The sequence below is a fragment of the Streptomyces sp. NPDC057474 genome (genome assembly GCF_042802555.1).
Classification (GTDB): Bacteria; Actinomycetota; Actinomycetes; order Streptomycetales; family Streptomycetaceae; genus Streptomyces.
Window position 1 is genome coordinate 17943 of sequence record NZ_JBHVDX010000036.1, and the last position, 25900, is coordinate 43842.

Here is a 25900-nt window from a genome sequence, read left to right on the forward strand (position 1 = left end):
CGCACTGCCAAACGCAACCCTTTTGAACGGTTCACGAATGGTGGCAGAGGCATGGGTGACGGGGCTCGGGAAAACGAAGTGCGGACCGGAGGGAAGGGAGAAAGGCTCGCTGAATGGGCCGATGGACGCCTGGGCGTCTACAGTCTGGTCAGGGCGAAAACGCGGAGAGTTTTCCCGGACCACTGGTCGTTCATGCTGGGGGAGATATGCCTCTACAGCTTCATCATCATCATGGTCACGGGTGTGTATCTGACGCTGTACTTCCACCCCTCGATGGAGACGGTCGAGTATCAGGGCAGCTATGCGCCGCTGCGGGGCCAGTTGGTGTCGGAGGCGTTCAATTCGACCATGCACATCTCCTTCGAGGTCCGGGGCGGTCTACTGATCCGGCAGGCCCACCACTGGGCAGCGCTGGTCTTCGTCGCCGCCATGCTCGTCCACATGATGCGCGTGTTCTTCACGGGCGCCTTCCGTAAGCCTCGCGAACTCAACTGGTTGTTCGGGTTCTCGCTGCTGATCCTCGGAATGTTCGCGGGATTGACGGGATACGACCTTCCGGACGACCTCCTTTCCGGAACCGGACTCGCGGTCGTGAACGGAACGATCCTGTCCATCCCGATCGTCGGAACGTACCTCTCGATGTTCCTCTTCGGCGGCGAGTTCCCAGGCAACGATCTGGTGGCGCGCTTCCACACGATCCATGTCCTGCTCATACCGGCAGTCATGGTGGGACTTCTTGTCGCCCATCTGATCCTCGTCCTCTACCACAGGCACACACAGAATCCAGGCCCGGGACGGAGCAACAAGAATGTTGTGGGTCTTCCGCTCAGGGTGCGCGCGGTGAAATCCGTCGGGTTCCTCTTCCTGGTCTGCGGTGTCATCCTCGTCATGGCCGCCGTCGCACAGATCAACCCCGTGTGGCTTTACGGCCCCTACCGTGCCGACCAGGTTTCGGCCGGATCGCAGCCGGACTGGTACATGGGCGTGGCGGACGGGCTGCTGCGGGTCATGCCGGGCTGGGAAATCACGTTCTGGGGCCACACCCTGGCCCTGGACAACCTGATCCCGCTGCTGGTGGGCGTCGGTCTCTTCCTTGCCATGGGCGCGTACCCGTTCATCGAGTCCTGGGTGACCGGTGACGATCGTGAGCAGCACCTTCTCGACCGACCGCGCAACCGCCCGGTGCGAACGGCACTCGGCGTCGCATGGATCAGTTTCTACCTGGTGGCCCTGATCGGTGCCGCGAACGACATCATCGCCATCCGCTTCCATGTCTCGGTCAACGCGGTGACGTGGGCGGTTCGCATCGGCCTGTTCCTCGTGCCGCTCGCGGCCTATGTCATGACGAAACGGTGGGCGCTCGGTCTCCAGCGCCGGGACCGGGACAAGGTGCTGCACGGCCGCGAGACCGGCATCATCAAGCGTCTGCCGCACGGTGAGTTCGTCGAGGTGCACGAGCCGCTCAGCCAAGAACAACTCCACGTTCTCACACAGCACGAGCAGTACGAGCCGATCGGTCCCTGCCCTTTCGTGAACGGCGGAGGCCCGGACACCGGATCCCGCCTCACTCAGCGCCTGCGCGCCAGGGTCAGCCGAAGCCTCTACGGCGAGGGCACGCAGATCATCAAGCCGACCGAGCAGGAGTACAAGGAGATCACCAGCGGACACCGACGCTGACTACTCGCTCACTCTCTTCGGCGGCGGACCGCAGGCGGGACCGCAGGCGGGTGGGCGGTCGGCGTCTGCGGACAGGACCCGTTCCAGGTGGGCGAGGTCACCGGACCGCGCTGCCGTGAGGAACGCCTGAACGAGACGCCGATGCGCGACGGAGTCCACCGGCTGCCTGTGATGGTCTGTGGCGAGACGCTGTTGGGCGCGTACGACCTGTTGCCTCGTGTTGGCGACGGTGAGGCACAGCAGCTCGGAGATCCGGCCGTACGGACAGCCGAAGCCCTCGCGCAGGACGTAGGCCGCCCGTTGCCTGGGCGTCAGCGTCTCCATCAGCAGGAGAACCGCCCGCTCGACGGCGTCTCGCTGCTCGACCACGGCTTCTGGGGTCGCGCGGTCGTCAACGAGTTCCGGAAGCCAAGGACTGGCGCAGGATTCTCGGCGTCTCCAGGCGGACTGGACGACGTTGATGGCCAGCCGGACGGTGGTCGTCCTGAGCAGCGCCGACGGGTTCACGACAAGCGTGCGGTCTGTGCCCTGCCACCGAAGCCACGCCTCCTGGATGACGTCCTCAGCCTCGTTCGCGTTTCCCAGGATCCGGTTGGCGATCTTGAGCAGTCCGGGTCTGGCGCGGACGAACACCGATGCCGCGGCGTCCAGTTCGCCGATCGTCGGGTCGGCCGTCCTCCCGGCCGTCTCCCGGCCTTGCCCGGCTCGGGCCAGATACGTGTCCACGACCGGCTCCTCTGCTCCGTGATCAACGCCTTGGCAGGCTGTCGACCCCAACATCGCGCCCACGGGCAACCGACCGCGCCCTTGGAAACCCGTGGCCGGCTCCGTGGTCGTGCCGTGGCAGCCGCGTGGCCGAGCGGCGGTGCGCGCCATCCCCACACGCCGTCTCGCGTGTGTCACACCTTTGGCGGGTGTCCTGTCATATGGGTGACAGCAGGCGAGGGCCTGCCGATCCAAGGAGTGCAGTGATGACGAAGCACGTTCTTGAGACTGCGGCTCAGGAGCTCGCGGACACGACGTCCATCCCGCCCTTCCTGTATGAGCTGGGCCCGGAGGGTGCCCGGAAGTTCCTCGACGAACTGCAGGCGGAGCCTGTGGAGATGCCGGACGTGGAGGAGAAGTGGATCACGGTGCCCGCCGAGGTGGGCGACGTGCCGGTACGCATCGTGAAGCCCGTCGGCAGTCGGGGCACGCTGGCGGTCGTCCTCTACGTGCACGGCGGGGGCTGGGTCATGGGCAATGCCGGCACTCACGACCGTCTGGTGCGGGAGCTGGCCGTCGGGGCGCATGCCGCCGTCGTGTTCGTGGAGTACGACCGTGCCCCGGAGGCCAAGTATCCGGTCGCCATCGAACAGGTCTACGCGACGGCTCGGTGGATCACCGCCAAGGGCGCCGAAGCAGGCCTGAACGCCGCCCGCCTGGCCGTGGCCGGCGACTCCGTCGGCGGCAACATGACCGCGGCGCTGACCCTCATGGCCAAGCAGCGCGGTGACGTGACCTTCGTGCACCAGTCGCTGTACTACCCCGTCACGGACGCGGCCCAGAACACCGAAAGCTACCGGGAGTTCGCGGACGGCCCCTACCTCACGGCGAAAGCCATGGCCTGGTTCTGGGACTGCTACACCACCGACCTTGCCCAGCGGGCCGAGATCACCGCCTCGCCGCTGCGGGCGAGCCTGGAGGAGTTGCAGGGGCTGCCACCCGCGCTCGTCATCGTCGACGACAGCGACGTGCTGCGGGACGAGGGCGAGGCGTACGCCCGCCGGTTGACCCAGGCCGACGTTCCCACCATGAGCGTCCGCGTCAACGGTGCCCTGCACGACTTCATGATGCTCAACCCCCTGCGGACCACACAGGCCGCGACTGCAGCGATGGAGCAGGCCATTCACACCCTGCGCACCGCCCTGCACGGCAACTGAGGGTTCACCGGCCCGGGCACGGACGAAGTTCCTGCCTCGAAGGGTCTCTCAGGACGTCGAGACACGAATCCGATTCAGTGCCGAGGTGAGAAAGGTCGATCGTCATGAGCGTCACTCGTCGGAGGGCAGCCTCACGGGCACACCTCGGTCGGCGTCGAACCAGGACGGGCGACACGGGAACGCGTCCCCTGCCATCGAGCGGGCCGTGCGGGGAGGCGATGTCGGCGGGCCTGCGCGCCCTGCCCCGTCCCGTGGCCGCGGTGGTGGGCGCCGGTGGCGTGCTCGGAGCGGCGCATGTGGGCGTCGGATACGCGCTGGAGCAGCGCGAGTTCGTCCCGGACCTGATCATCGGAACCTCGGTGGGTGCCCTCAACGGGGCGATCGCGGCCGCCCATCCCGACAGGGCCGCGCCGTGGCTGGACCACGTGTGGAGCCAGTTGCGGCGCCGTGAGGTGTATCCACTCGGCTACCTGTCCTCACGGGCCAGCATCTTCACCGACCGCGGCCTGCGCCGGCTGATCGCCCGGGCCGGGCTGCCGTCACGGATCGAGCAGTTGGCGATCCCGTTCACCGCCGTGGCCATGGACCTGGTCACCGGCGCTCCGGTGTCGCTCGACCACGGCGACCTCGAGTCCGCGCTCCTGGCCAGCGCGGCCATTCCCGGGGTGTTGCCGCCGGTGGACCGTGGGGGCCGCACGCTCGTCGACGGCGGGGTGGTCGCCTACGTCCCGGTACTGGCGGCCCTGCAGGCCGGAGCGGCCAGCGTGGTGGTGCTGTCGACCGGGCCGGAGAGCTCGCCCTTGCGCCCCGTCGATCCCCGTCCGCGTGCCGGTGCGATCGCCTCCAGAGCCGGACTGTTGCTGTTGCGCCATCAGATCGAGCGTGACCTGCACGAGGTGTCCCAGCACATTCCGACCGTCGTGCTCCCCACCGGCATCGAGGCCTGGCCCGCCCCGTGGGACTTCGGCCATACCCAGCGGCTGATCGGCACCGCGTCCCACACGGCGGGCCGCTTCCTCGACGAACTGCACATCAGGGGGCCCGGCCTGTACCGGGTCGACGACCCTTCGGCCACACCCGCCGGTCCGGGCGAGGCATCGACTTCTTCCACAGTGGAGGCAGGCCTGTGAGCACCATCGCGTTCCTCAACATCAGCATGCACGGGCATGTCAACCCGACGCTGCCGGTCGTGGCCGAGCTCGTACGGCGTGGCCACACCGTCACCTACCACACCTCGCCCGCGTTCCGTGCGGAGATCGAGGCCGCCGGCGCGACCGTGCTCCTCTACCCCGGGGGCAACCCGCCGTTCCCCGACCCGCCGACACCGCTCACGTGGATGGAGGCGCTCGCGGACACCGCCGTCCGCTGGCTGCCCGCCGTGCTCACCGACCTCCGCCGCGCCCGACCCGACCTGATCGTCCACGACAGCGCCTGTCTGTGGGGCGCGGTCGCCGCCCGTGAACTCGGGGTCCCGGCGGCCTCGTCGTTCACCACGTTCGCCTTCAACCGGCATGTGCCCAGCCCCACCAGCGGCTCGTGGGACCTGCTCGCCGCGGCGAGGGCCCGGCCCCGCAGCCTCCGGGGCTACCTGCGGTCCCGTCGGGAGCTGCACCGGCGCTTCGCCACGGGCGGGCTGCCCCTGCTCGACGTGGCGAACATCCGCCAGCCGCTCAATCTGGTCTACACCTCGCGGGAATTCCAGCCCGCCGTCGAGGACTTCGATCGGTCCTACCGTTTCGTCGGCCCGAGCGTCGGCGCCCGCCCGGCCGACCCGTCGTTCCCGCTCGACCGGCTCCAGGACCCGGTGCTGTACGCCTCGCTGGGCACGGTGTTCAACGCCGATCCGCAGCTGCTGCGGAGTTTCGCCACCGCGCTCGCCCCGCTGGGCGGCACCGTGATCGTGTCCACCGGGCAGACCGACCCCGACGCGCTCGGGCCACTGCCGGCCAACGTCCTGCCGTACCGCTTCGTGCCGCAACCGGAGGTGCTGGCCCGTGCGGCGCTGTTCGTCACCCACGGCGGGATGAACAGCGTCAACGAGGCCATGTACGCCGGGGTTCCGCTGCTGGTGGTCCCGCAGGGCGCCGACCAGCCGATGGTGGCCCGTCGCGTCGTCGAACTCGGCGCCGGCCTGTCCATGCGAACCGAGGACGTCGAGAGGGGCTCCGTGCGGGCACTCGCCCGGCGGCTGCTCCACGAGCCCGGGTTCCGGGCGGCCGCGACCACCCTGAAGGCCGCACAGCACAAGGCGGGTGGGTACCGGCGGGCCGCCGACGAACTCGAGCGGTATCTGCGAGCGGCCGGCCCGGTCCGGCAGCCGGTCCCCGTCGACCCGTCACGGCGAGGCTGAGAGAATGTCCACTGCTGTCGTCGTCCTGCTGCTGTCCGCCGGGCTGTCGGAGGCCGCCGGGCGCATCCTGCCGCTCGTCTCGCGTCGGCCCGGCATGTCGCGGACCTTCGTGGCCGGGCTGCTGGTGGCCGCCGGCCTCGTCGAGGGCGCCGTGTTCGCGCTGTGGCCGCTGACCGCCTGGACCCTGGCCGAACTGGTGCTGTCCTCCCCGCCGCAGGGCACCGGGTTGGAGTGGACGCCGAGCCTGCTCGTCCCGCTGCTGCTCTCCGCCGTCCTCGCGTTCCCGTTGCTCGGGCCCCTGCTCCACATGGTGCTCTTCGTGGGCGTCGGGGCCGGTCTGGCCGGCCCGCTCGCAACGGCGACCGGGCTCGCCTGGTGGACCGCCGCCGGTTGCGTCGCCGTCGCCGGGACCGGTCTCGGCGTCGCCGTGGAGGCCGTTCGGCGTCTGGTCGTGAGGATCAGTGCGTCCCGGGCACCGGAGGCGATCGTATGAACGACTTCCTGCTCTGGGTCTGCGCGCTGGGGCCGGTGCTGCTCGCCGAAGGTCTGCTGGCCCGCTACGAGGTGCTCGCCTACAGCGCAGGCTGGCGGGCACCTGGCACCGAACTCCCGGAGGACCTGCCCTATGCCCGGGGTGCGGCACCCGACAGCCCCCCGGACGCGTACCTGGTCTACCTGGACGGCATCGGGAAACGTCGCTTCCGCGACACCCGGGACGGCGGCCAGCTGGTCAAGGCCGTGCTCGCCCGAGCACCGGAGCTGCGCGTACTGGGTCAGGTGCAGCCCTACTCACCGCTGGCCGACCCGCTCGCCGACCGGCCGGTGTGGGCGTGGCTGCGCCTCCACGCCGGGCTGCTCCTGTTCCTGCACAACGTCATGCAGGTCTTCGTCGCCGCCGACCACCGGTACCGCCCCCTGTACAACCGGGCCGTCGGCTCCCAGGTCGCCACCCAGCTCCGGCTCGCCGGCTACCGGCCCGACAGCGGTATCCCCGTGGTGCTGCTCAGCTACAGCGGTGGCGCCCAGGTCGCCACCGGCGCGATCGACGAACTGCACACCCAGCTGCGCGCCCCGCTCATAGTCATCACGCTCGGTGGGTTCCACAACGGCGCCAACGATCTCAGCCACGCCGAGCACGTGCATCAACTCACCAGTGCGAGCGACCGGATCGAGCGGGTCGGCACCTGGATCTTCCCGCAACGCTGGCGCCTGTTCCGCCGTAGCGGATGGAACCGCGCCCACCGCGCCGGCAAGATCACCGTGCACCGGCTCGACCCGGCCACCCACCTCGGCCCGCGCAGCTACATCAGCCCGGACACGCGGCTGCCCGACGGCCGCACCTACCTCGACCGCACCACCGACACCGTGATCGACCTCATCCGCGCCCACCGCGGCGCGCCCACGGCGACGGACAACCCGCTGACCTGAAGGGCTCACCCGCACGCGGGCGCGGCGATCAGGAGGCGTATTACCATACCGGTCGAAGCGTTGAGACCGGGGAGCTGCCATGGCGAGGAGCGGTTCAAGAGCCGGACTCCTCGGACGACAGAACGAGTGCCAGGTTCTCGACGACCTGCTGGCAGGGGTCAAGGTCGGCCGCAGTGGGGTCCTGGTCCTGCGCGGTGAGGCGGGGATCGGGAAGACCGAACTGCTGAGATACCTCCTTGATCGTGCCGCCGGGTGCCGCACGGTCAGACTGGCCGGCGTTCAGTCCGAGATGGAGCTCTCCTACGCCGGTCTGCACCAGCTCTGCGCTCCGCTGCTGGCCGGTCTCGACCGTCTGCCCGGTCCGCAGCGCGACGCGCTCGGTACGGCGTTCGGTCTGCGGGCCGGTGCCGCACCGGATCGGTTCCTGGTGGGTCTGGCCACCTTGAGTCTGCTCGCGGACGCCGGAGGGGACCGGCCACTGGTCTGCCTCATCGACGACGCGCAGTGGCTGGATCATGTGTCGGCTCAGACCTTGGCGTTCGTCGCCCGTCGGCTGCTCGCGGAATCGGTCGTGCTCGTCTTCGCCGCCCGCGAGCCCAGCCCCGGTGAGGCTCTCGGCAGCCTCCCGGACCTGCTCGTGACGGGGCTGACCGAGAGCGACTCCCGGAAACTCCTCGATTCGGTCGTCACCGGTCCGCTCGACCAGCGGGTGCGCGAGCGCATCGTCGCCGAGTCGGGCGGCAATCCGCTGGCCCTGCTGGAGCTGCCCCGCCGGTTGGCCGTGGGGGAGCTGGCCGGCGGCTTCGGGCGTCCGGACGCGGGGCCGTTGTCGAGCCAGATCGAGCAGGGATTTCTCCGTCGTGTCCAGTCGCTTCCGGCCGAGACGCGACGCCTGCTGTTCACCGCCGCGGCCGAGCCGGTCGGGGACGTGACGCTGCTGAGGCGTGCGGCCGAGCGACTGGGGATCGACGTCGACACCGCCGCGTCGCACGCCGACGCGGCGGAGCTGATCACACTCGGGACGCGGGTGCGGTTCCGGCATCCGCTGGTGCGCTCGGCGGCCTATCGCGCGGCGAGCGCGAACGACCGTCGAGAGGCACACCGGGCACTGGCCGACGCGACCGACGCCCGGCTCGATCCCGATCGCCGGGCCTGGCATCTGGCCGGCGCGGCCTCGGGACCCGACGAGACGGTGGCTGCCGAGCTGGAGCGTTCCGCGGGCCGGGCGCAGGCACGCGGCGGCATCGCGGCGACGGCCGCGTTCCTGCAGCGCGCGGCCGCGCTGACGCAGGATCCTGTCCGCCGTGCGCGGCGCACGGTGGAAGCCGCTCGGGCGACGCTCCACGCGGGCGCGTTCGAGCCGGCGGCCACGCTCCTCGCCACGGCGGAGGCCGGGCCCCTCGACGAGCTCGGGCGCGCGCGGATCGACGTACTGCACGCCGAGATCGCGTTCGCCCAGAACCGTGGCAGAGAGGCGCCCTCGCTGCTGCTGGCCGCCGCTCACCGGTTCGGGCCGCTCGACGTCGCGCTCGCCCGCGACACCTACCTGGACGCGGTCGCGGCGGCGATATTCGCCGGCCGCCTGGCGCACGGCCCGGGTCTGCGGGAGGTGGGCGAGGCCGCCCGTGCCGCACCGCCGCAGCGGCCGGCGCGGCTGCCCGACAGGCTGCTGGACGCCATCGCCGTGCGTCTCACCGACGGTTACGCGGCTTCGGTGCCTCTGATGGAACGGGTCCTCGCAGCGTTCTGTGACGAGGAGATCCCTGTCCAGGAGGCGCTGCGCCGGCTCTGGCTCGCGGGGGTCCTCGCCTCGGATCTGTGGGACGACGAGCGCGGGCACCTGCTCGCGACCCGTCACCTGACGATCACCCGCCGGGCCGGAGCGCTCAGCGCGCTCCCCGACGTGCTCGAATCCCGCGCGCACATGCACCTCCTCGCCGGTGAGCTGGCGGCTGCCGCATTGCTGGTCGAGGAGGTCGGCACGGTCTGCGCGGCGATCGGAAGCAACCCGACGCGGGTACTGCCGCTCGGCCTGGCCGCCTGGCGTGGCCGCGAGCGGGAGGCCCGCACGCTGCTCGACGCGATCATGAGCGAGGCCGTGCCGCGCGGTCAGGGGGCCGCCGTCACCGTCTCGCACTGGTACCACGCGGTGCTCTGCAACGGCCTCGGCCAGTACACGGAGGCGCTGGCCGCGGCCCGGGAGGCAGCCGCCCACCCGTACGAGTTCGCCTCGCCGCGCTGGGGCCTGGCCGAGCTGATCGAGGCGGCCGTACGCAGCGGCCTGCCCCAGGCGGCGACCGACGCGCTCGAACAGCTCTCGGAGGCGACACAGGCCAGTGGCACGGACTGGGCACTGGGCGTGGAAGCGCGCTCGCGGGCGCTCCTGAGCGAAGGCGACGCCGCAGAGCTGCTCTACCGTGAGGCGATCGAGCGGCTCGCCCGGACCCGGGTCCGTGTGGAGCTGGCCCGCGCACAGCTGCTGTACGGCGAATGGCTGCGCCGCGAGAACCGCCGCGTCGACGCCCGTGCCCAACTGGGCGTCGCACACGAAGAGTTCAGCCGAATCGGGGCCGAGGCGTTCGCCGAACGCGCGCGAAGCGAGCTGCAGGCCACGGGGGCGAAGGTGCGCAGACACACCGTCGCGACGCCCACGGCCCTCACCTCCCAGGAAGCGCAGATCGCCCGTCTCGCCGGCGAAGGTCTCACGAACTCCGAGATCGGCACCCAGCTGTTCCTCAGCCCCCACACCGTCGAATGGCACCTCCGCAAGGTGTTCTCGAAGCTCGGCATCTCCTCCCGCAAGGAGATCCGCACCCTACGACTCGAAGGCGAGGCGACATCGGCCTAGCCCTGGCCCAGCCCTATTCCGCGGTGGTGTCCAGGCCGTTGACCAGGCCGCGCAGGAGAGGGCCGTACTCCGGGTGGGCGAGGGCGAAGGCCATCTGGGCGACCAGGTAGTCGGCCGGGTTGCCGGTGTCGTACCAGCGGCCCTTGATGACCTGCCCGTACACCGCGCGGGTGGTGGCGTAGGCGTTGATGGCGTCGGTCAGGTAGACCTCGCCGGTCCTGTGCTCGTACCAGCGGCGGGTCTGCTCGCGCAGTTCGTCGATGATGCCGGGGGTGACGACGTAACCGCCGATGGCCGCGTACGCCGAGGGAGCGGCGGCGGGCTCGGGCTTCTCGACCAGGCCGGTGATGCGCAGCTGGCCGTCGCCGAGGTCTTCCTTGACGATGGGCACGCCGTAGCGCTGCGATTCGGTGGGATCCATCGGCAGGAGGGCCAGCACCGGGCAGCCGGTCTGCTCGTAGGCGCGGATCAGCTGCTGGGCACGGGGGACCTCGGCCACGAAGACGTCGTCGGGCCAGAGCACCAGCACCGGCTCGTCGCCGAAGGCCCGGGCGGCGTTCAGCACCGGGGTGCCGTTGCCGTACGGCCCGTACTGGTCGAGGTAGGTGATGTGGCCCCGGCGGGCCAGCTCCGCGACCTCCTCCACCGCGTCCGCGTAGGCGGTCTTGCCGTCTTCGCGCAGTTGTTCGACAAGGGCGGGGTTGGGGCGGAAGTGGTCCTGGATGAGGCTCTTGCCGCCGGAGACGACGATGGTGATGTCGGTGATGCCGGAGTCCACCAGTTCACGCACGGTGTGCTCGATGACCGGCTTGTCGCCGACCGGGAGCATCTCCTTCGGTGTCGCCTTCGTCAGGGGCAGCAGACGGGAACCGAGGCCGGCGGCGGGGATCACAGCCCTGCGAATCGTCGGGGACATCATGTCTCTCTTGGTCGAGCGGCACACCGTACCGGTTGGCACGGAGACCTGGGCGCACACGGTCGCGCGGCTCCGGGAGAAATCCTACCCAGGCGCTCCCCGGGCGCCGCGCGCCCGCCCCTGATCGAGCCGACGCAGGGCGTCCAGAACGGCTTCCATCCGCTCGTCGAGGTCCACGAGCTCTCGGCGCAACGCGTTGACCCGGGTCTCCAGCTCGGTGGCCTCGGCGGCCAGCGACACCACGGTGGCCGCCATGCCGCTTCGGTCCTCGGCGGCTCGGGTCATCGCGGGTCCAGCTCCACGGCGGAGATGTCGAGGATCAGCTTCACCTTGTCGCTGATCAGAACCCCGCCTGTGGCCACCGCCGAGTTCCAGTCGATCCCCCAGTCGGAGCGCTTCAGGGTGGCCGTGCCCTCGAAGCCGACCCGGTTCTGCCCGTCGGCGTCCTGGCCCGCCCCACCGAACTCGAGGTCGATGCGAAGGGGCAGTTCGACGTCCTTGATCCGAAGGTGGCCGGACATACGGAACCGGCCCTCCCCGGCGTCGACGATCCCGGTGGAACGAAAGGCCATCAGAGGGAACGTCGCCGAGTCGAGAAAGTCCGGGCCGGTGACATGGGCGTCCCGCTGCGCGATGCCCGTGTCGAGACTGCCGGTCTGGACACTGACATGGGCTTCGGACCGGGCGGGACGGTCCCCATCGAGTTTGAGCAGTCCTTCGAACGCGGTGAATTTCCCGCGCACGTTGGTGATCATGGCGTGCCGGACGGAAAACCCGATGGTGCTATGGGCCGGGTCGATGCTGTAGGTGCCCGTCAGCCCTTGATAGGGCGAGGCATGGGAAATCGCTGTTTCCGCGCGGTCGGACATGGCGAACCGTTCCTTCGTGAGGGGAACTCTTAGGGCGATGAATTGAGTGGTCCCCTGCCCGTCGGCAGGGGACCACCGGAAGTGTCTACTTCTGCTGCGCGAGCCAGTCGGCGAACCGGGTCTCGGCGATGTGCGCGTCCGGGCCCGGGACGAGCGTGGTCTCCTGAACCTGGGCTCCGGAGTACGGGGCCTGAGGGTCGGTGACGACGGTGCGGGGGTCGCCCTTGGCGGCGAGTCCCTTGCGGATGAGCTCGTCGAGCTGGAACACGTCCGGGCCCGCGACCTCCACCACGCCGTTGACCGGAGAGCCGACTGCGGTGCGGCCGACGGCCGCGGCCACGTCGTCGGAGTAGATGGGCTGGATTTTCACGGGGGCCAGACGCACGGTGTCGCCCTCGGTCGACATGTCCGCGATCCCTTTCATGAACTCGAAGAACTGCGTGGCGTGGACGATGGAGTACGGAATCCCGGACGCCTGGATCAGCTCCTCCTGGGCCTGCTTGGCGCGGAAGTAGCCGCTCTCCTGGAGGCGGTCGGTGCCGACCACGGAGAGCGCGACGTGGTGCGTCACGCCGGCCTCGGTCTCGGCCTTGAGCAGGTTGGTCGTGGAGGTGCGGAAGAAGTCCATGACGGCGTCGTCCGCGAAGGAGGGGGAGTTGGACACGTCGACCACGACCGACGCGCCCTCCAGGACCTCGGCCAGGCCCTCACCCGTCAGGGTGTTGACGCCCGTGTTCGGCGCGGCCGCGACCGCCTCGTGCCCGTGCTCGCTGAGCTTGCCGACGAGCTTCGAACCGATGAGCCCGGTTCCACCGATCACTACGACCTTCATGACGGAATCCTTTCGGAAGTTTTTCTCTGTACTAGAAGAGACAGGACAGTGGCGCTGCTTGTGACACGGGTTTCGCGGCCATCGAGAGAATGACCGTCATTCGACGAGCTTTCCCTCGGTCGTGACCTCCTGCATCAGCGAGGAAATCCCGTCCGGGATCGCCGGAATGCTCTCGTGGGTGATACCGGTCGTCGGGGACCACACGAGATTGACCTGGAAAGCGGGATCCAGGTCGGGATAGTCGCTGCGGTTGTGGCAGCCGCGGGTCTCGCGACGCTCCAGTGCCGCTTCGAGGGTGGCCCTGGCCGCCAGCGCGGCGGACTTGAGGTCGAAGGCGTGCGCGAGGTCCTGATAGCCGGCGATGTCCGGGTGCACGCCGACGTCCTCCATCCGCTTCTCGATCACGGAGAGTTCCGCCAGCCCGGCCCGCAGGCCCTCCTCGTCGCGTACGACTCCCGCGTGCTCGGTCATGGTGTTGCGGATGGCGCGCTGCAGGGCACGTACGTTCTCCGGCCCGTCGGCCGTGAGCAGGTCGTCGACCTCCGCCCGGGCCCGCGCGACGGCCGATGCCGAGCGCGGCTGCGCGGTGAGGGACTCGGAGTAGGCGGCGGCGGCCCGGCCGGTGATCCGGCCGAAGACCAGCAGCTCGATGAGACTGTTCCCGCCGAGACGGTTGGCGCCGTGCAGTCCGCTCGACGCCTCTCCGATGGCGTACAGGCCGCGCACGTCGGTGCTGTGGTCCTCGGGGCGCACCCACACCCCGCCCATCGAGTAGTGCGCGGTGGGCGCGATCTCGATCGGTTCACGGGTGATGTCCAGCATCTGCAGGTCCAGCAGCGTCTGGTAGACACGGGGAAGCCGCGTCATGATCGTCTGCCGTGGCAGATGGGAGACGTCGAGCCATACGCCGCCCTTGGGGGTCCCGCGCCCTTCCTTGATCTCCGTGTAGGAGGCCAGGGCCACGCGGTCGCGGGTGGACAGCTCCATACGGTCGGGGTCGTAGCGGGCCATGAACCGTTCCCCGAGCGCGTTGCGCAGGATCCCGCCCTCGCCCCGGGCGGCTTCGCTGACCAGGGTTCCGGCCGCGTTCTCCGGCTCGATGATCCCGGACGGATGGAACTGCACCAGCTCCGGGTCGCGCAGCCGGGCACCGGCCTCCACGGCCAGACGGAAGGAGTCGCCGGTGTTCTCGTCGCGCCGTGAGGACGTACGCCGCCAGATACGGGTGTGCCCGCCCGCGGCGAGGACGACGGCGTCGGCGTGGATCAGGTACCGCGTCCCGTGCGTGAGGTCGAAGCCGTAGGCGCCGAAGACGGCGCCGTCGTGCACGAGGAGCCGGGTGATGTAGACGCCGTCCAGCACGGGGACCTTCAGCTGGTCCGCGCGCCTGATGAGCGTGCGCTGGATCTCCAGACCGGTGTAGTCGCCCACGAAGGCGGTGCGCCGGAACTTGTGCGCGCCGAAGAAGCGCTGGGAGATCCTGCCGTCCTCCTCCCTGGCGAACGCCATGCCGAAGCGTTCCAGGTCGTCGATGCCTCGGGCGGCGCCCTGGGTGACGATCTGGGCGGTGCGGGGATCGGCGAGCAGATAGCTCTCCTTGAGGGTGTCGGCCGCGTGCTGCTGCCAGCTGTCCTCGGGGTCCATGGTGGCGAGGGCCGCGTTGATCCCTCCGGCGGCGAGGGCCGTATGAGCGTCCTCCTTGGGGCGCTTGCCGACCGCGAGGACATCGATGCCGGCCTCCGCGAGCTCGATCGCCGCGCGCAGCCCAGCGCCTCCGGTGCCGATCACCAGCACCATGGTGGAAAGACGTTGTTCGGTGAGTGCCACGGTCTACTCCGATCGCCGGTGGTGTCACTTACTACGACCAGGTCGTCCCGCGATCCGTGACACGGTTCGTCGGTGCCGACGATGTGCAGGGATGTCACGGCAGCCGGCGGTCCAGGGGCACGCCCGGATCGGAGAGCAGCGCGTCGTCGAGGTCGGCCCCGGAGGCGATGAGGGAACGGATCGGTTCGATGACGTCCCACACGCTGACGCTCACGCCCGCCAGGACACGGTTGCCCGCCATCCGGAAGGAGACGAACCGTCGTTCGGACGGCTCACCACGGAAGACCACGAGGCCGAGCATGCCGAGCGCCGCCGCTTCGGGCTGACGCAGGGCGTTGGCCCAGTGCTCGACCCGGAGGTGGCGGCCGAGCAGCGGGTGGTAGGGGTTGGCGACGTCGCCCGCGGCGTGGATGCCGTCCCCCGAGGTCCGCGGATGCTCGTCGGTGACGATGCCGTTCCGCACGTCCAGCCCCGCCTCCTGGGCGAGCCGGACACAGGGGTGATGCCGACGCCCACGACGACAGTGTCCGCGGCCAGGTGCCTGCCGTCGGCGAGCCGCACGCCGTCCACCCGCCCGTCCGCCCCGGTGAGGTACTCCACCTCCACGTTGGGCAGCAGTTCGACGCCGTGATCGGCATGGAGCGCCGCGAATACCTCAGCCGCCTCGCGCCCGAGCACCTTCAGCAGTCCGGGCCGCGGCGGTCGCCAGGCCGATCCACCCGGCACCGACCACGACGATCCTCGCCCCCGCCCTTGAAAGAAGTTCCCCGGGCGTGGGTCCCGTATCGGTACTGACGGGCCGGGGTTCGTCCGCGGTCACCGTATGAGGGCAGACCGTATGAGGGCCGACCGTGATGGAGCGGGCGAGGCGCGGGCCTTCACCGACTGACACGACGCGTGCGTTCATCAATCTTCCCTCTCGGGCTGCCGACTCGTTTCCTCACCGCGTAGGACAGGAGAGCTCGCGCTCATGTGACACCTGGGCGTGAAAAAGCCGTCGTGTGCTGTGGGCCCACGACGGCTACAGAGGCGAACAGCCCGCGAACGGCACACCGTTGCGCCGGCGGCCGACGTTCTCGGCTACGGAGCCAGCGTGATGGTGGTCGGCGTTCCCCGCCAGGCCATCTTCGCGTAGGGGCACAGCGAGTCGGCCTTCTCCAGGAGCGGAGCGGCGAGCCCAGGATCGACGCCGGGCCACTTGACCACCAGGTCGACGCGCAACAGGTAGCCGCCGTCTTCCGGGTCCCGGCCGAACGCCACGGTCGCCTCGACGGAGATCGCGGAGGGATCGAGCGCGGCCTGTCGTGCGACCAGGCTCAACGCCCCGTGGAAGCAGGCGGAGAAGCCGGCGGCGAACAGCTGCTCGGGATTCGTCCCGGTGCCGTCTCCTCCCAGTTCGGCGGGCATACGCAGGTCGATGTCCAGCACTCCGTCGGCCGAGCGGGCCCTCCCCGAGGCCCGCCCATGACTCGCCGTCCCGCCGCTCACCGTCACCGTCGTGGTGTAGATGGGGGCGAAGGACTCTCCGTCGAAGTCCTTCTCGACGGACAGATCAGGCAACGGATTCCGCTCGGTCACCGCGCTCCCACCGAACCGACTTTGCCAAATTCCATGTCATATGCACCTTTATGTAGTGGGGGAAGCCCCTGGCTACGGACAGCTGGTTGACCGGCAAGTCACCCCGGTTGTGACAGGACAGCTGCCCGCTCTGCGGGCGTTCACTCGGGATCCCGCTCGGGTCGCCGCTCAGCGCCGTAGGAGCCGCACTGCCAGGACGGCGGCAGGATCGGCCCGCTCGGGCAGCGCAGCGAACCCGGACTGCCTCAGTTCCCCGATCACCTCGGTACGGCCGGCCGGCCACATCCAGAACGTCTCGTGGTGCTCACGCAGCACACCGCCCTCGCCCCGTACCCAGTAGTCGAAGCGTGTCCGGATCCGGTCCACGTCGACGGACGCCACCATGCGGCCGCCGTACTCGTGCCGGCCGATTCGCTGCGTCGGGAAGTCGTACGTGCTCTCGTGCTGCGGGAGGCGGGCGGGCGGCAGCTGGATGAGCAGTACGCCTCCGGGCACGAGTGCTTCGGCGATGGCCGGCCACAGGGCACGCCGGGAAACCGGGTGAAGGCAGGCGATCATGTTGTGGCATACGGCCACGTCGGCCACCCCGTGCAGGTCGGCCTCATCCAGCCGGTGGGGGTGCACGGTGACCCGCGTTCTCTGGTCGGCGGGCAGCGATGCCAGGCGTGTCATCAGCGGAGCACGCATGGAACGTGTGGGTTCGACGGCATGCACGGGGACGCGCGACTCCATGAGGCTCATCAGCGTGACACGTCCGGTGCCGGCGCCGACATCGAGCACACCGAGACGGGCCTTCCCGACGTCGCCGCTGTACAGCCGACGTACGCGGGCCGCGTCCCGCTCTGCCTGCAGGACGTCGTAGAACTCGGCACTGATCGCGTAGGCGTCCTGCTCCTCCCGGTCGAGAGGGGACACGGACACCACCGATGGGGAAGGGTGCATATCCAGCAAGACAAACCACGCAGCACATCTGTGACGGCGGGTTCGGTGCGCACACACTCTCACCGCCGCCGCGGTGTGCCGCAGGCTGCGGCACGTCATGCCGTTTCCTCTGTAACGCTTTTCGCGCCTCGTCCCAAGAACAAGTGAAACCTCGAAGAGACCCATGAGCCTCCGGCGACGAGGACCGGCAAGCCCCGACGAGAAGGAGACGCCTGTGGATGACGCGGAACGGTTACAGGGTGGGCCCGCTGAGGCGGTACGCGACCCGCGGCTCTTCGAGGAGTTCTATCGGCGGCACGTGGACGCGGTCATGCGTTTCGTGGCCCGGCGCGTCGACGACCCGCACACCGCGGCCGACCTGACGGCCGAGATCTTCCTCGCCGTCCTCGACTCCGCCCACACCTACCGGCCGCGCCTCGGCAGCGAGACGGCCTGGCTGTACGGCATCGCACGCAACATCGTGTCGTCGGAGCGCCGCCGAGTCGTCCGGGAGACGGAACACAACCTGCGCATCTCCGGGAGACGTTTGCTGGAGGCCGACGACATCGCCCGCATCGAGGACCAGATCGACGCGGAGAGCCCCGGGCGGCGCGCCCTGGCCGCACTGGCGAGGCTTCCCGACGGCGAGCGGGCCGTCATGGAACTGATCGCGGTGGACCAGCTCACGGTCACCGAGGCGGCGGCCTCGCTGGGCATCCGCCAGGTCACCGCCCGGGTGCGACTGCACCGGGCGCGCAAGGCGCTGCGGGAGGAGACGGACGTCAAGGTCGCGGAGACGAACTCCCGGGCCGCGCAGGCGAGTTCCATGGGAGCGGGAGCGGGAACGCCGGACGCATCACTGCTGCACGTCGCGAGGGGAGAAGCATGAGCACGGGGACGAGGTTCGAGGACCGGCTGCTGGACGGGCTGAAGAGGGAGATCGAACTGCGCGAGGCCGGGACCGGGGTAGCCGGCGCCGGATCGGACGAGGGCCGGGCGAAGACTTCAGTGCGCGGAATGTCCGCTCTGCTCACTCCGCGACGGATCGCCGTCGGCGCGACGGCCTGCGCGGCGGCCTGGCTGGCCGTGGCGGCCGTGCCCGGTTCACCGGCCGCCTCGAAGGCCTACGCGGTGGAGCGCAACGGCGACGGCAGCGTGCGACTCACCGTCAGGGATCAGGACATCAGTGTGGTGGACCAGCGCGAACTCGCAAGGGAGGTCCGCCCGTGGGGCATTCACGTGACCATCGACGTGCTCGCTCCCGGCTACGTCTGCGACCGGAGCGACGTCACCTCCGCGTTCCCGGCTATTGACGAACAGGGCAACCCTGTCCCCGTCATCCCCATGGAGGCGCGCTGGGACGTCACCCTGCGCCGGGGCAACGTGCTGGCCTTCGAGAACACCAGGGGCGACTCCCGGCCACGCGCGGTCGAGTTCTATGAGGCCAGGAGCGAGGCCGAGCCCTGCGTGCCGAGGAAGGTCACCCTGCCGGGCGACTGAGGGGACGGTGCGGACCAGCACGACGAACACCTCACCACGGAGGACTGAACCCACCCGATGAAACCCCCACCCCTCGTTCCCCCACCCCTGACGCGACCACTCTCCGTGTGCGTACGACTACCCATGGCATCCGCCCTGGTCGGTCCGTCGCGGGTGGGTTGGCTGGACGCGTTGCGCGGCCTCGCGGCACTCGTCGTGGTCTTCGACCACTCGTCGTACACCTTCATGGCGGAGTTCCGGCGCGAGCTGATGCCGCAGTTCAGTACCAGCCGGTACGGCATCATGGTGTTCTTCCTGGTGAGCGGCTACATCATCCCCGCGTCACTGGAACGCCGGGGCTGCGTCCGGACGTTCTGGATCGGACGGATCTTCCGCGTCCACCCGCTGTGGGCGGCCGTCGTCACCATGATCCTCGCCCTCGATCTGTGGGGTGTCGCCGAGCTTCCCGACTTCGGGGGGCAGAGCGCCGGAACAGTGGCCGCCGCCCACGTCACCATGCTCCAGGAACTGTTGGGGACGCCCAATCTGCTGCTCGTCCTGTGGACGCTCTCGTACGAGATGGCCTTCTACCTGCTGGTCGTCGCTCTCTTCACGGTCCGCCTCCACCAGCGGTCCGCAGCGGTCGCCGTCACCCTCGCCGTGCTCGCCGCCGTGAGCGTGACAGCAGGGGGTTGTGCTGCCGCCCTCCGCCCTCTCGGACAGGGCCGGGACCGGCACGCTGATCGCGTCGGCCTCGGTCGCCATGGTGGCCGCCATCTGCTGTGCGAGCTCCCGGTCACCCGTACTCCGGGTACCCGGCGGCCTGTTGGGCGGGGTGCTGGCCCTCGTCCTGGTCCCGCTCAACGGCACGGTCCCCGTCTGGGAGGGCCTGGTGATCCTCGCCGTGATGTTCCTCGGCACCGCCGTCCACCGGGCCGAGCACCGCCAGATCACATGGCGGTGTGCGGCGAGCACCGCCGTCGTGGTGGTCGCCTGCGCCGTGGCGAGTGCGTACCGGTACGGCGACGGGGACCATTTCACACGGCGCGGCTGGATCCTGGCCTTCCTCCTGGCCGTGCTCACCTTCGGTGCCGGGCTGGTGGCGCGCCGTCGGCACCTACCTCGCTGGCTGACCGGGCTGGGAACGATCAGCTACTCGGTCTACCTGGTGCACCCGGTGCTGCTGGCGGCGATCGACGGCACGGTCGGCCGGTGGCGGCGGGACAACCTCGTACTCGAAGTGGCGTTCTTCGCCGTGCTGCTGCCCTTGTGCGTGCTCACCCACCGTTACATCGAGGTGCCGAGCCAAACATGGGGCCGCGAGCTGGCCCGCCGCGTTCGGCCACCATGACGAGCGAGGTGCTCAGCCCTGCCAGTCGTAGCGGGCGCGTGCTTGGACGACCGTCTCCGGGGCAAGCGCTCCGGTGCGTGCCAGCCGGTCCAGGGCGGCTACGACGATCGACTCGGCGTCCACGTGGAAATAGCGGCGCACGGCGTCGCGGGTGTCCGACAGCCCGAAACCGTCCGTCCCGAGCGACGCGTAGTCCTGCTCGACCCATTGGCTGATCTGGTCCGGCACCTGCCGCATCCAGTCGCTGACCGCCAGGACGGGCCCCGGTGCGCCCGACAGCACCGCCGTCACATAAGGGACGCGCTCCTCGCCCCGCAGCCGCGCCATGTCGGCACACAGGGCGTCGCGGCGCAGCTCCGTCCAAGACGTCACCGACCAGACGTCGGCGTGGACTCCCCACTGGGACAGCAGCTCCTGGGCCTTCAGCGCCCAGTGGATGGCGGTGCCGGAGGACAGCAGCTGGATCCGCGGTCCGGCGTCGTGGGGCTCCGCCTGCCGGAACCGGTACATGCCCCGCAGGATCCCTGCCTCGACCGACGGTCCGCCGGGCATGGCCGGTTGCTGCTTGGGCTCGTTGTAGACCGTCAGGTAGTAGAAGACGTCCTCGGGCCGGTCGCCGTACATCCGGCGCAGGCCCTCCTTGACGATCACCGCGATCTCGTACCCGAAGGCCGGGTCGTAGCTCACGGCGGCCGGATTCGTGGAGGCCAGGAGGTGCGAATGCCCGTCGGCGTGTTGCAGTCCCTCGCCGGTCATCGTCGTACGGCCGGCCGTCGCCCCGATGACGAAGCCGCGGCCCATCTGGTCGGCCAGGGCCCAGAACTGGTCGCCGGTGCGCTGAAACCCGAACATGGCGTAGAAGATGTAGAAGGGAATCATGGGTTCGCCATGTGTGGCGTACGACGTCGCCGCGGCCGTGAACTCGGCCACCGACCCGGCTTCGGTGATGCCCTCGTCGATGAGCTGACCGTCCGTGGACTCCCGGTAGTGCAGTAGCTGATCGGCGTCGACCGGCTCGTACGTCTGGCCCTTCGGCGAGTAGATCCCGGCCGTGGGGAACAGCGACTCCAAGCCGAACGTACGTGCCTCGTCGGGGACGATGGGCACCCAGCGCCGCCCCGTCCCCTCGACGCGCATCAGGTCCTTGACCAGCCGGACCAGCGCCATGGTGGTGGCCACCTCCTGCTTCCCGAAACCCTTTTGGAGGGTCTCGAACGGGCCGGACGGCGGCTGCCGGAGCGGCTTGGCCACCACCCTCCGTACCGGGACGGGGCCCGCCAGAGCGGTACGCCGCTCGCGGAGGTAGCGCACCTCTTCCGCCTCCTCACCGGGGTGCCAGTACGGCACCAGGTCACCGCGCAACGCGCTGTCCGGAATGGGGAGTTCCAACGCGTCGCGCATCTGACGGAACTGCGCCATGGTCAGCTTCTTCATCTGATGGTTGGCGTTGCGGGACTCGAAGCCCGACCCCAGCGTGTGGCCCTTCACCGTCTGGGCCAGGACCACGGTCGGCTTCCCCCGGTGCTCGACCGCGGCCCTATAGGCGGCGTGGACCTTGAGGGGTTCGTGCCCGCCCCGGGAGTTCTCGAACAGATCGGCGAGCCGCGCGTCGCTCAGGCCCGCGGCGAGGTGGGACAACTCGTCACCGACGAAGAAGTGTTTGCGTATGTAGGCGGCGTCCCGAGCGGCGTACGTCTGGAGCTGAGCGTCCGGTACCTCACCGAGGCGGCGGACAAGGGAGCCGTCCGTGTCCTGCTGCAGAACGGGATCCCAGGCCTCACCCCAGAGCGTCTTCACCACATGCCAGCCCGCACCGCGAAACCGTGCCTCGAGCTCCTGCACGATCTTGGAGTTCGACCGCACCGGACCGTCCAGCCGCTGCAGGTTGCAGTTGATGACGAAGGTGAGGTTGTCGAGATCCTCACGGGCGGCGAGTTCCAGCGCGGCCGTCGACTCGGGCTCGTCCACTTCTCCGTCACCCAGGAAGGCCCATACACGCGACCCGGACGTGTCCTTGATGCCTCTGTTGTGCAGGTAGCGGTTGAATCTGGCCTGGTAGACGGCGGCTAGAGGGCCGAGCCCCATGGAGACGGTCGGGAACTCCCACAGCCATGGCAGGCGCCGGGGGTGCGGGTAGGACGGCAGGCCGTGACCGTCGGCCTCGCGTCGGAAACCGTCCAACTGCTCCTCGCGCAGCCGGCCTTCCAGGAACACCCGCGCGTAGATGCCGGGCGAGGCATGCCCCTGCAGGTACAGCTGGTCCCCGGAACCGTCGGCGTCCTTGCCCTTGAAGAAGTGGTTGAACCCGACCTCGTAGAGCCACGCCGCCGAGGCATAGGTCGAGATATGGCCGCCGAGGCCCAGTCGGGAACCGCGGGTGACCATCGCGGCCGCGTTCCACCTGTTCAGCGCGGTGATGCGGGTCTCCATGGCGATATCGCCCGGGAAGGCCGGCTGGGACGACGCCGGGATCGTGTTGATGTAGTCCGTGGACAGCAGCTCGGGGAGGGCCACCCCGGACCTGGCCGCGTACTCGTGCACGCGCCGCAGCAGGTACACGGCGCGATCGGGCCCAGCGTGTCTGACGACGGCGTCGAGCGACGCCTGCCATTCCGCGGTCTCCTCGGCGTCACGGTCGGGCAGCTGATCGAGTTCACTCGTCGAGGGGAGCTCTGCGGGCTGGACTGGGTCACTCATGACAGCTTTCCTGTGTGTGGCGGGAACGGGAGAAGGCGGCTGCCGGTGGGGCTTGCTTCCGGGCTCGCTTCCGACGGCCTGTGGCACTGGGGCGTTTCGCGGTGGCCCGACCGCTCACCCGTTCGTGTGGACGACGGGCTGCGCGAGCCACTCGGTGAACGACATGCGGCCCACGTGGGCATTGGCTCCGGGCAGCAGCGTTCGTTCCCGCAACTCGGCACCGAAGTACCGGGCCTGTGCGTCGGGGACGACAACTCGCGTGTCACCGCGGGCAGTCAGCACCTCGGACGCCAGCTCGTCGAGCTGACGCACGTCCGGGCCGGCGACCTCGCGGATGCCGAACAGCGGCACACCTACGGCGACATGCGCGACGGCGACGGCGACGTCTTCCGTCGACACGGGACGAACGAGAACCGGCGCAACGTGTACGCGATCGTAGTAGGTGTTCTTCTCCACCATGACTTCGATGGATTCGAAGAACGGAGTGGCCCGCACGATGGAGTGGGGAACAGGCGAATTCCGCACCATGTCCTCCTGGAGCAGCTTCGCGCGGAAGTAGTCCGACCACAGCAAGTCGGCTCCCACGGCGGAGAGGACCACATGATGCTCGACACCGGCCGCGACCGCGGCGGCCAGGAGGTTGGTCGTGGCGGCACGGAAGAACTGGAGCCCCGCCCCCTCGGTGCGCGCGGGCGCATCGGTGACATCCACCAGCACCTCGGCGCCCCGCAGAGCCTCGTCCAGACCGTCCCCCGTGATCACATCGACACCATGGTGACGTGAGACGGGCACGACCTCCACACCGTGATCACGAAGCCGCGCAACCGTCTTGGAGCCGATCCGGCCCGTGGCCCCTGCGACAACTACCCTCATCTGGATCCCTTTCCAACGACGGGGCAGCGCGCCCCTGGTGTCCTGGTGGCGGCGTAGTGGCCGCATGCACTACATACGACAGACCACGTACCACTGTTGTGACAGCAAGGGCGACAACTGTCACAGACGCAGGGCGTATCCGGTCTCCCCATTGAGGCAGCGGGTGAACGGCCTCGAATGTGAAACCCATGGAGGTGCAACAGTGCCAAGCAACGACTCGACAGGTACGCCGACCGGCGACAACCCGCGTTCCGAGGTCTGGAAGACCGCGGCGACGATGCTCCAGGATGCCAAGCCGCCGCACATTCCCGAGGGCGCCTCGGGGATGACCCTCCTGGTCGAGTGGCCGCCCGGTGACGTCGGCACCCCTCCGCACCGCCACTCGGGGCCGGCGTTCGGGTACGTGATCGAGGGCGCGGTGCGCTTCGAACTGGAGGGAGAGCCGGAGCGCGTGGTCAAGGCCGGGGAGACCTTCTGGGAACCGGGCGGAGACGTCATCCACTACCAGGACGGCAATGCCCTGCCGGACGCGCCCTGCCGGTTCGTCGTGACCATGCTGTGCGCGCCGGGCGAGCCGATGCTCACACTGGTCGACGAGGAAGAACTCGCTCAACGGGCCCACCTGCGCGCACCGCGCCCCGCGGGCTGACCGGGGTCTTCCTGTCCCCAATGGTCGACTGGTCGATGGCCGGTGAGCCGGGGATGGGCGTAGGCGGCGATCGCCAACCACGTCCACCGGTCCGCTGCTTCCGAGCTGCGAAGCCAGGTTTGGTCCAGCCGAGTGCCTGCTTGAACGGGCGAAGCGTGTGCTCGATGTCGAAGCGGTGGAGGAAGGACTGTCAGCAGCGGTCGACGTCCGCCTGGGTGGCGTCGGTGCGCGACCACCACAGCCATACCGGCTTGTCGACCCCGTCGCTGGGCAGCTTCTCCACGGTCAGGAGGATGACGGTGCCCTCGATGATGGGTGGCGGTCCGTCGTGATCAAGCCATGCGGCCCGGCGGGTCAGCACGCGGGTGCAGACGGCCCCACGCCTGCGCGGTCGCCTTCCCGTAGAGCCGGGTATCCGTGGCCGTCACGGCCTGCTCGGTGCCCCAGGTTGCCGGGTCGCCGAACTCGAACAACGCGTCGCCCCGCGCCATCAGACACGCGTGCAACTCCGACCGGAGTGGGATCAGTCGGAGGCCGCCGTCACGTCCGCTGGACTGCGTAAACGCCGATCAAGTGCGAGGTGCGTTCGACGCCGGAACTTGACTGGGATTCGTCCGAAGCCCAGGTAGACCGCTCCCCGACTACCGTTGCTCCACATGACAGCCACCGAGACGGACATCACCGAGGACTTGATCCGGGATCTGCTGCGCGAACAGCACCCCGACCTGGCGGATCGCCCCTTGAAGCTCGGAGCACGTGGCTGGGACAACCAAGTGTGGCGGCTCGGCGACGACCTCGCCGTCCGGTTGCCCTGGGCTACGCAGTCTGCGGACGCGCTGCTGCGCAAGGAACACGCCTGGCTGCCCACCCTCGCCCCGCACCTTCCGCTGCAGATTCCCGTCCCGCAGCGTCTTGGTGAGCCCTCCGAACGGTTTCCGCGGCCCTGGCTCGTCACCACCTGGGTACCGGGCGAGCCCGCCGACCACGCCCCCGCTACGCGCGCCGCGGAGGCGGCCGTCACCTTGGCCGCCTTCCTGACCGCCCTCCACCGCCCCGCCCCCGACGGGGCGCCCGCAGGCCGAGACCGCGGTGGCCCGCTGGCCGACACCGCCGAACCCTTCGCTCATGGGCTCGCCTCGGCCACCGAACTGGGGTTGATCAGCAACCCGGACGCCGTCCGCGCGGTCTGGGAAGATGCCGCCGCCGCACCCGACTGGGCAGGCCCAAGACTCTGGCTCCATGGCGACCTGCACCCAGCCAACATCCTGACCGCGAACGGCACCTTCTGCGGCGTGATCGACTTCGGCGACCTCTTCGCCGGCGACCCGGCCTGTGACCTCGCCGCCGCCTGGATCCTGCTGCCGGACGGCGCCGCCGACCTCTTCCACGAGACCTACCAGCCAAGCCCGGACGCCGCGACCCTACGGCGCGCTCGCGGCTGGGCGGTGCTGCGCGCCCTCGCCTGCATCCACATCGGAGACGCCGGCGTCCACGGCCGCCCCGGCGGCAAGCCCACCTGGGGCCCACCCGCCCAGGCCGCACTGCAACGACTCACCGCATCGATCCACCAGTGATCAAGCACCTCGGCGGGAGGTCAAGACCAGCTGAGGTGGTACAGCCATCGGCTCGCTCGCGGCCGACACACAGGCCTCGCCCTTTCGGGGCAGGCCAATCACCGACAGC

21 protein-coding genes and 3 pseudogenes are annotated in these 25900 nt (G+C 69.6%); 12 read left to right on the top strand and 12 right to left on the bottom strand.

Going from position 1 to position 25900, the window contains the following annotated elements; translation table 11 throughout:
• The first annotated feature begins 51 nt into the window (after positions 1 to 51).
• The gene (locus ACFU53_RS13425) at positions 52 to 1677 is read left to right on the top strand and encodes a cytochrome bc complex cytochrome b subunit (RefSeq protein ID WP_383990317.1); all 1626 of its coding nucleotides are present in this window, start codon (positions 52 to 54) and stop codon (positions 1675 to 1677) included.
• Here ACFU53_RS13425 and ACFU53_RS13430 read toward each other — a convergent pair whose 3' ends face one another.
• On the bottom strand, positions 1678 to 2403 hold the full coding sequence (locus ACFU53_RS13430; protein ID WP_383990320.1) for a sigma-70 family RNA polymerase sigma factor: 726 nt from the start codon (positions 2401 to 2403) through the stop codon (positions 1678 to 1680). It abuts the gene before it with no gap.
• Positions 2404 to 2648: 245 nt separating this feature from the next.
• Between ACFU53_RS13430 and ACFU53_RS13435 the strand changes: the two genes are divergently transcribed.
• The 6 genes from ACFU53_RS13435 (at position 2649) to ACFU53_RS13460 (ending at position 10225) form a co-directional block, all read left to right on the top strand.
• The gene (locus ACFU53_RS13435) at positions 2649 to 3599 is read left to right on the top strand and encodes an alpha/beta hydrolase (RefSeq protein WP_383990323.1); all 951 of its coding nucleotides are present in this window, start codon (positions 2649 to 2651) and stop codon (positions 3597 to 3599) included.
• Positions 3600 to 3817: 218 nt separating this feature from the next.
• Positions 3818 to 4729 (top strand): patatin-like phospholipase family protein, encoded by a 912-nt coding sequence (locus ACFU53_RS13440; protein WP_383990326.1) that lies wholly within the window; start codon positions 3818 to 3820, stop codon positions 4727 to 4729.
• Positions 4726 to 5949, top strand: coding sequence for a macrolide family glycosyltransferase (locus ACFU53_RS13445; protein WP_383990328.1), 1224 nt, complete (start codon positions 4726 to 4728; stop codon positions 5947 to 5949). Before ACFU53_RS13440 ends, ACFU53_RS13445 begins: the two co-directional genes overlap by 4 nt.
• Positions 5950 to 5953: 4 nt before the next feature.
• Positions 5954 to 6442, top strand: a complete 489-nt coding sequence (locus tag ACFU53_RS13450; protein WP_383990330.1) for a hypothetical protein — start codon at positions 5954 to 5956, stop codon at positions 6440 to 6442.
• The gene (locus tag ACFU53_RS13455) at positions 6439 to 7377 is read left to right on the top strand and encodes a hypothetical protein (RefSeq protein ID WP_383990333.1); all 939 of its coding nucleotides are present in this window, start codon (positions 6439 to 6441) and stop codon (positions 7375 to 7377) included. The genes ACFU53_RS13450 and ACFU53_RS13455 overlap by 4 nt, the downstream gene beginning before the upstream one ends.
• Before the next feature lie 79 nt (positions 7378 to 7456).
• Complete coding sequence (locus ACFU53_RS13460; RefSeq protein ID WP_383990336.1) at positions 7457 to 10225, top strand: ATP-binding protein; 2769 nt, start codon at positions 7457 to 7459, stop codon at positions 10223 to 10225.
• Positions 10226 to 10238: 13 nt separating this feature from the next.
• Here the strand turns inward: ACFU53_RS13460 and ACFU53_RS13465 are convergent, their stop codons facing one another.
• The 8 genes and pseudogenes from ACFU53_RS13465 to ACFU53_RS13500 form a co-directional block, all read right to left on the bottom strand.
• A complete protein-coding gene (locus ACFU53_RS13465; RefSeq protein ID WP_383990406.1) occupies positions 10239 to 11141 on the bottom strand; it encodes a UTP--glucose-1-phosphate uridylyltransferase in 903 nt (300 codons plus the stop codon).
• A gap of 84 nt (positions 11142 to 11225) precedes the next feature.
• Positions 11226 to 11426 (bottom strand): hypothetical protein, encoded by a 201-nt coding sequence (locus ACFU53_RS13470; protein ID WP_383990338.1) that lies wholly within the window; start codon positions 11424 to 11426, stop codon positions 11226 to 11228.
• Complete coding sequence (locus ACFU53_RS13475) at positions 11423 to 12010, bottom strand: YceI family protein (RefSeq protein ID WP_383990341.1); 588 nt, start codon at positions 12008 to 12010, stop codon at positions 11423 to 11425. Before ACFU53_RS13475 ends, ACFU53_RS13470 begins: the two co-directional genes overlap by 4 nt.
• Before the next feature lie 85 nt (positions 12011 to 12095).
• Positions 12096 to 12842, bottom strand: a complete 747-nt coding sequence (locus tag ACFU53_RS13480) for an SDR family oxidoreductase (protein ID WP_383990344.1) — start codon at positions 12840 to 12842, stop codon at positions 12096 to 12098.
• 96 nt (positions 12843 to 12938) lie between these two features.
• A complete protein-coding gene (locus ACFU53_RS13485; RefSeq protein WP_383990409.1) occupies positions 12939 to 14639 on the bottom strand; it encodes an L-aspartate oxidase in 1701 nt (566 codons plus the stop codon).
• A 124-nt stretch (positions 14640 to 14763) separates the two neighbouring features.
• Positions 14764 to 15417: pseudogene (locus tag ACFU53_RS13490) on the bottom strand (FAD-dependent oxidoreductase); the annotation flags it as partial.
• A gap of 332 nt (positions 15418 to 15749) precedes the next feature.
• Positions 15750 to 16247, bottom strand: coding sequence for an Ohr family peroxiredoxin (locus ACFU53_RS13495; protein ID WP_383990347.1), 498 nt, complete (start codon positions 16245 to 16247; stop codon positions 15750 to 15752).
• 168 nt (positions 16248 to 16415) lie between these two features.
• A complete protein-coding gene (locus tag ACFU53_RS13500; RefSeq protein WP_383990350.1) occupies positions 16416 to 17162 on the bottom strand; it encodes a class I SAM-dependent methyltransferase in 747 nt (248 codons plus the stop codon).
• A gap of 241 nt (positions 17163 to 17403) precedes the next feature.
• Here ACFU53_RS13500 and ACFU53_RS13505 point away from each other — a divergent pair, with 241 nt between their 5' ends.
• The 3 genes and pseudogenes from ACFU53_RS13505 (at position 17404) to ACFU53_RS13515 (ending at position 19998) form a co-directional block, all read left to right on the top strand.
• A complete protein-coding gene (locus ACFU53_RS13505) occupies positions 17404 to 18057 on the top strand; it encodes an RNA polymerase sigma factor (protein ID WP_383990353.1) in 654 nt (217 codons plus the stop codon).
• Entirely contained in the window at positions 18054 to 18668 is a 615-nt protein-coding gene (locus ACFU53_RS13510; protein WP_383990356.1) for a hypothetical protein, read from the top strand. The genes ACFU53_RS13505 and ACFU53_RS13510 overlap by 4 nt, the downstream gene beginning before the upstream one ends.
• A gap of 123 nt (positions 18669 to 18791) precedes the next feature.
• A pseudogene (locus ACFU53_RS13515) lies at positions 18792 to 19998 on the top strand (acyltransferase family protein).
• 12 nt (positions 19999 to 20010) lie between these two features.
• Here the strand turns inward: ACFU53_RS13515 and aceE are convergent.
• Both aceE and ACFU53_RS13525 read right to left on the bottom strand, forming a co-directional pair.
• Complete coding sequence (gene aceE, locus ACFU53_RS13520; RefSeq protein WP_383990359.1) at positions 20011 to 22695, bottom strand: pyruvate dehydrogenase (acetyl-transferring), homodimeric type; 2685 nt, start codon at positions 22693 to 22695, stop codon at positions 20011 to 20013.
• Positions 22696 to 22809: 114 nt separating this feature from the next.
• Positions 22810 to 23568, bottom strand: a complete 759-nt coding sequence (locus ACFU53_RS13525) for an SDR family oxidoreductase (RefSeq protein WP_383990362.1) — start codon at positions 23566 to 23568, stop codon at positions 22810 to 22812.
• A 277-nt stretch (positions 23569 to 23845) separates the two neighbouring features.
• Here ACFU53_RS13525 and ACFU53_RS13530 point away from each other — a divergent pair, with 277 nt between their 5' ends.
• On the top strand, positions 23846 to 24217 hold the full coding sequence (locus ACFU53_RS13530) for a cupin domain-containing protein (RefSeq protein ID WP_383990413.1): 372 nt from the start codon (positions 23846 to 23848) through the stop codon (positions 24215 to 24217).
• Positions 24218 to 24261: 44 nt separating this feature from the next.
• Here the strand turns inward: ACFU53_RS13530 and ACFU53_RS13535 are convergent.
• Positions 24262 to 24687: pseudogene (locus ACFU53_RS13535) on the bottom strand (transposase); the annotation flags it as partial.
• Positions 24688 to 24873: 186 nt separating this feature from the next.
• On the opposite strand from ACFU53_RS13535, the gene ACFU53_RS13540 reads away from it, so the two are divergent.
• The gene (locus ACFU53_RS13540) at positions 24874 to 25791 is read left to right on the top strand and encodes an aminoglycoside phosphotransferase family protein (RefSeq protein ID WP_383990365.1); all 918 of its coding nucleotides are present in this window, start codon (positions 24874 to 24876) and stop codon (positions 25789 to 25791) included.
• Positions 25792 to 25900 lie beyond the last annotated feature (109 nt).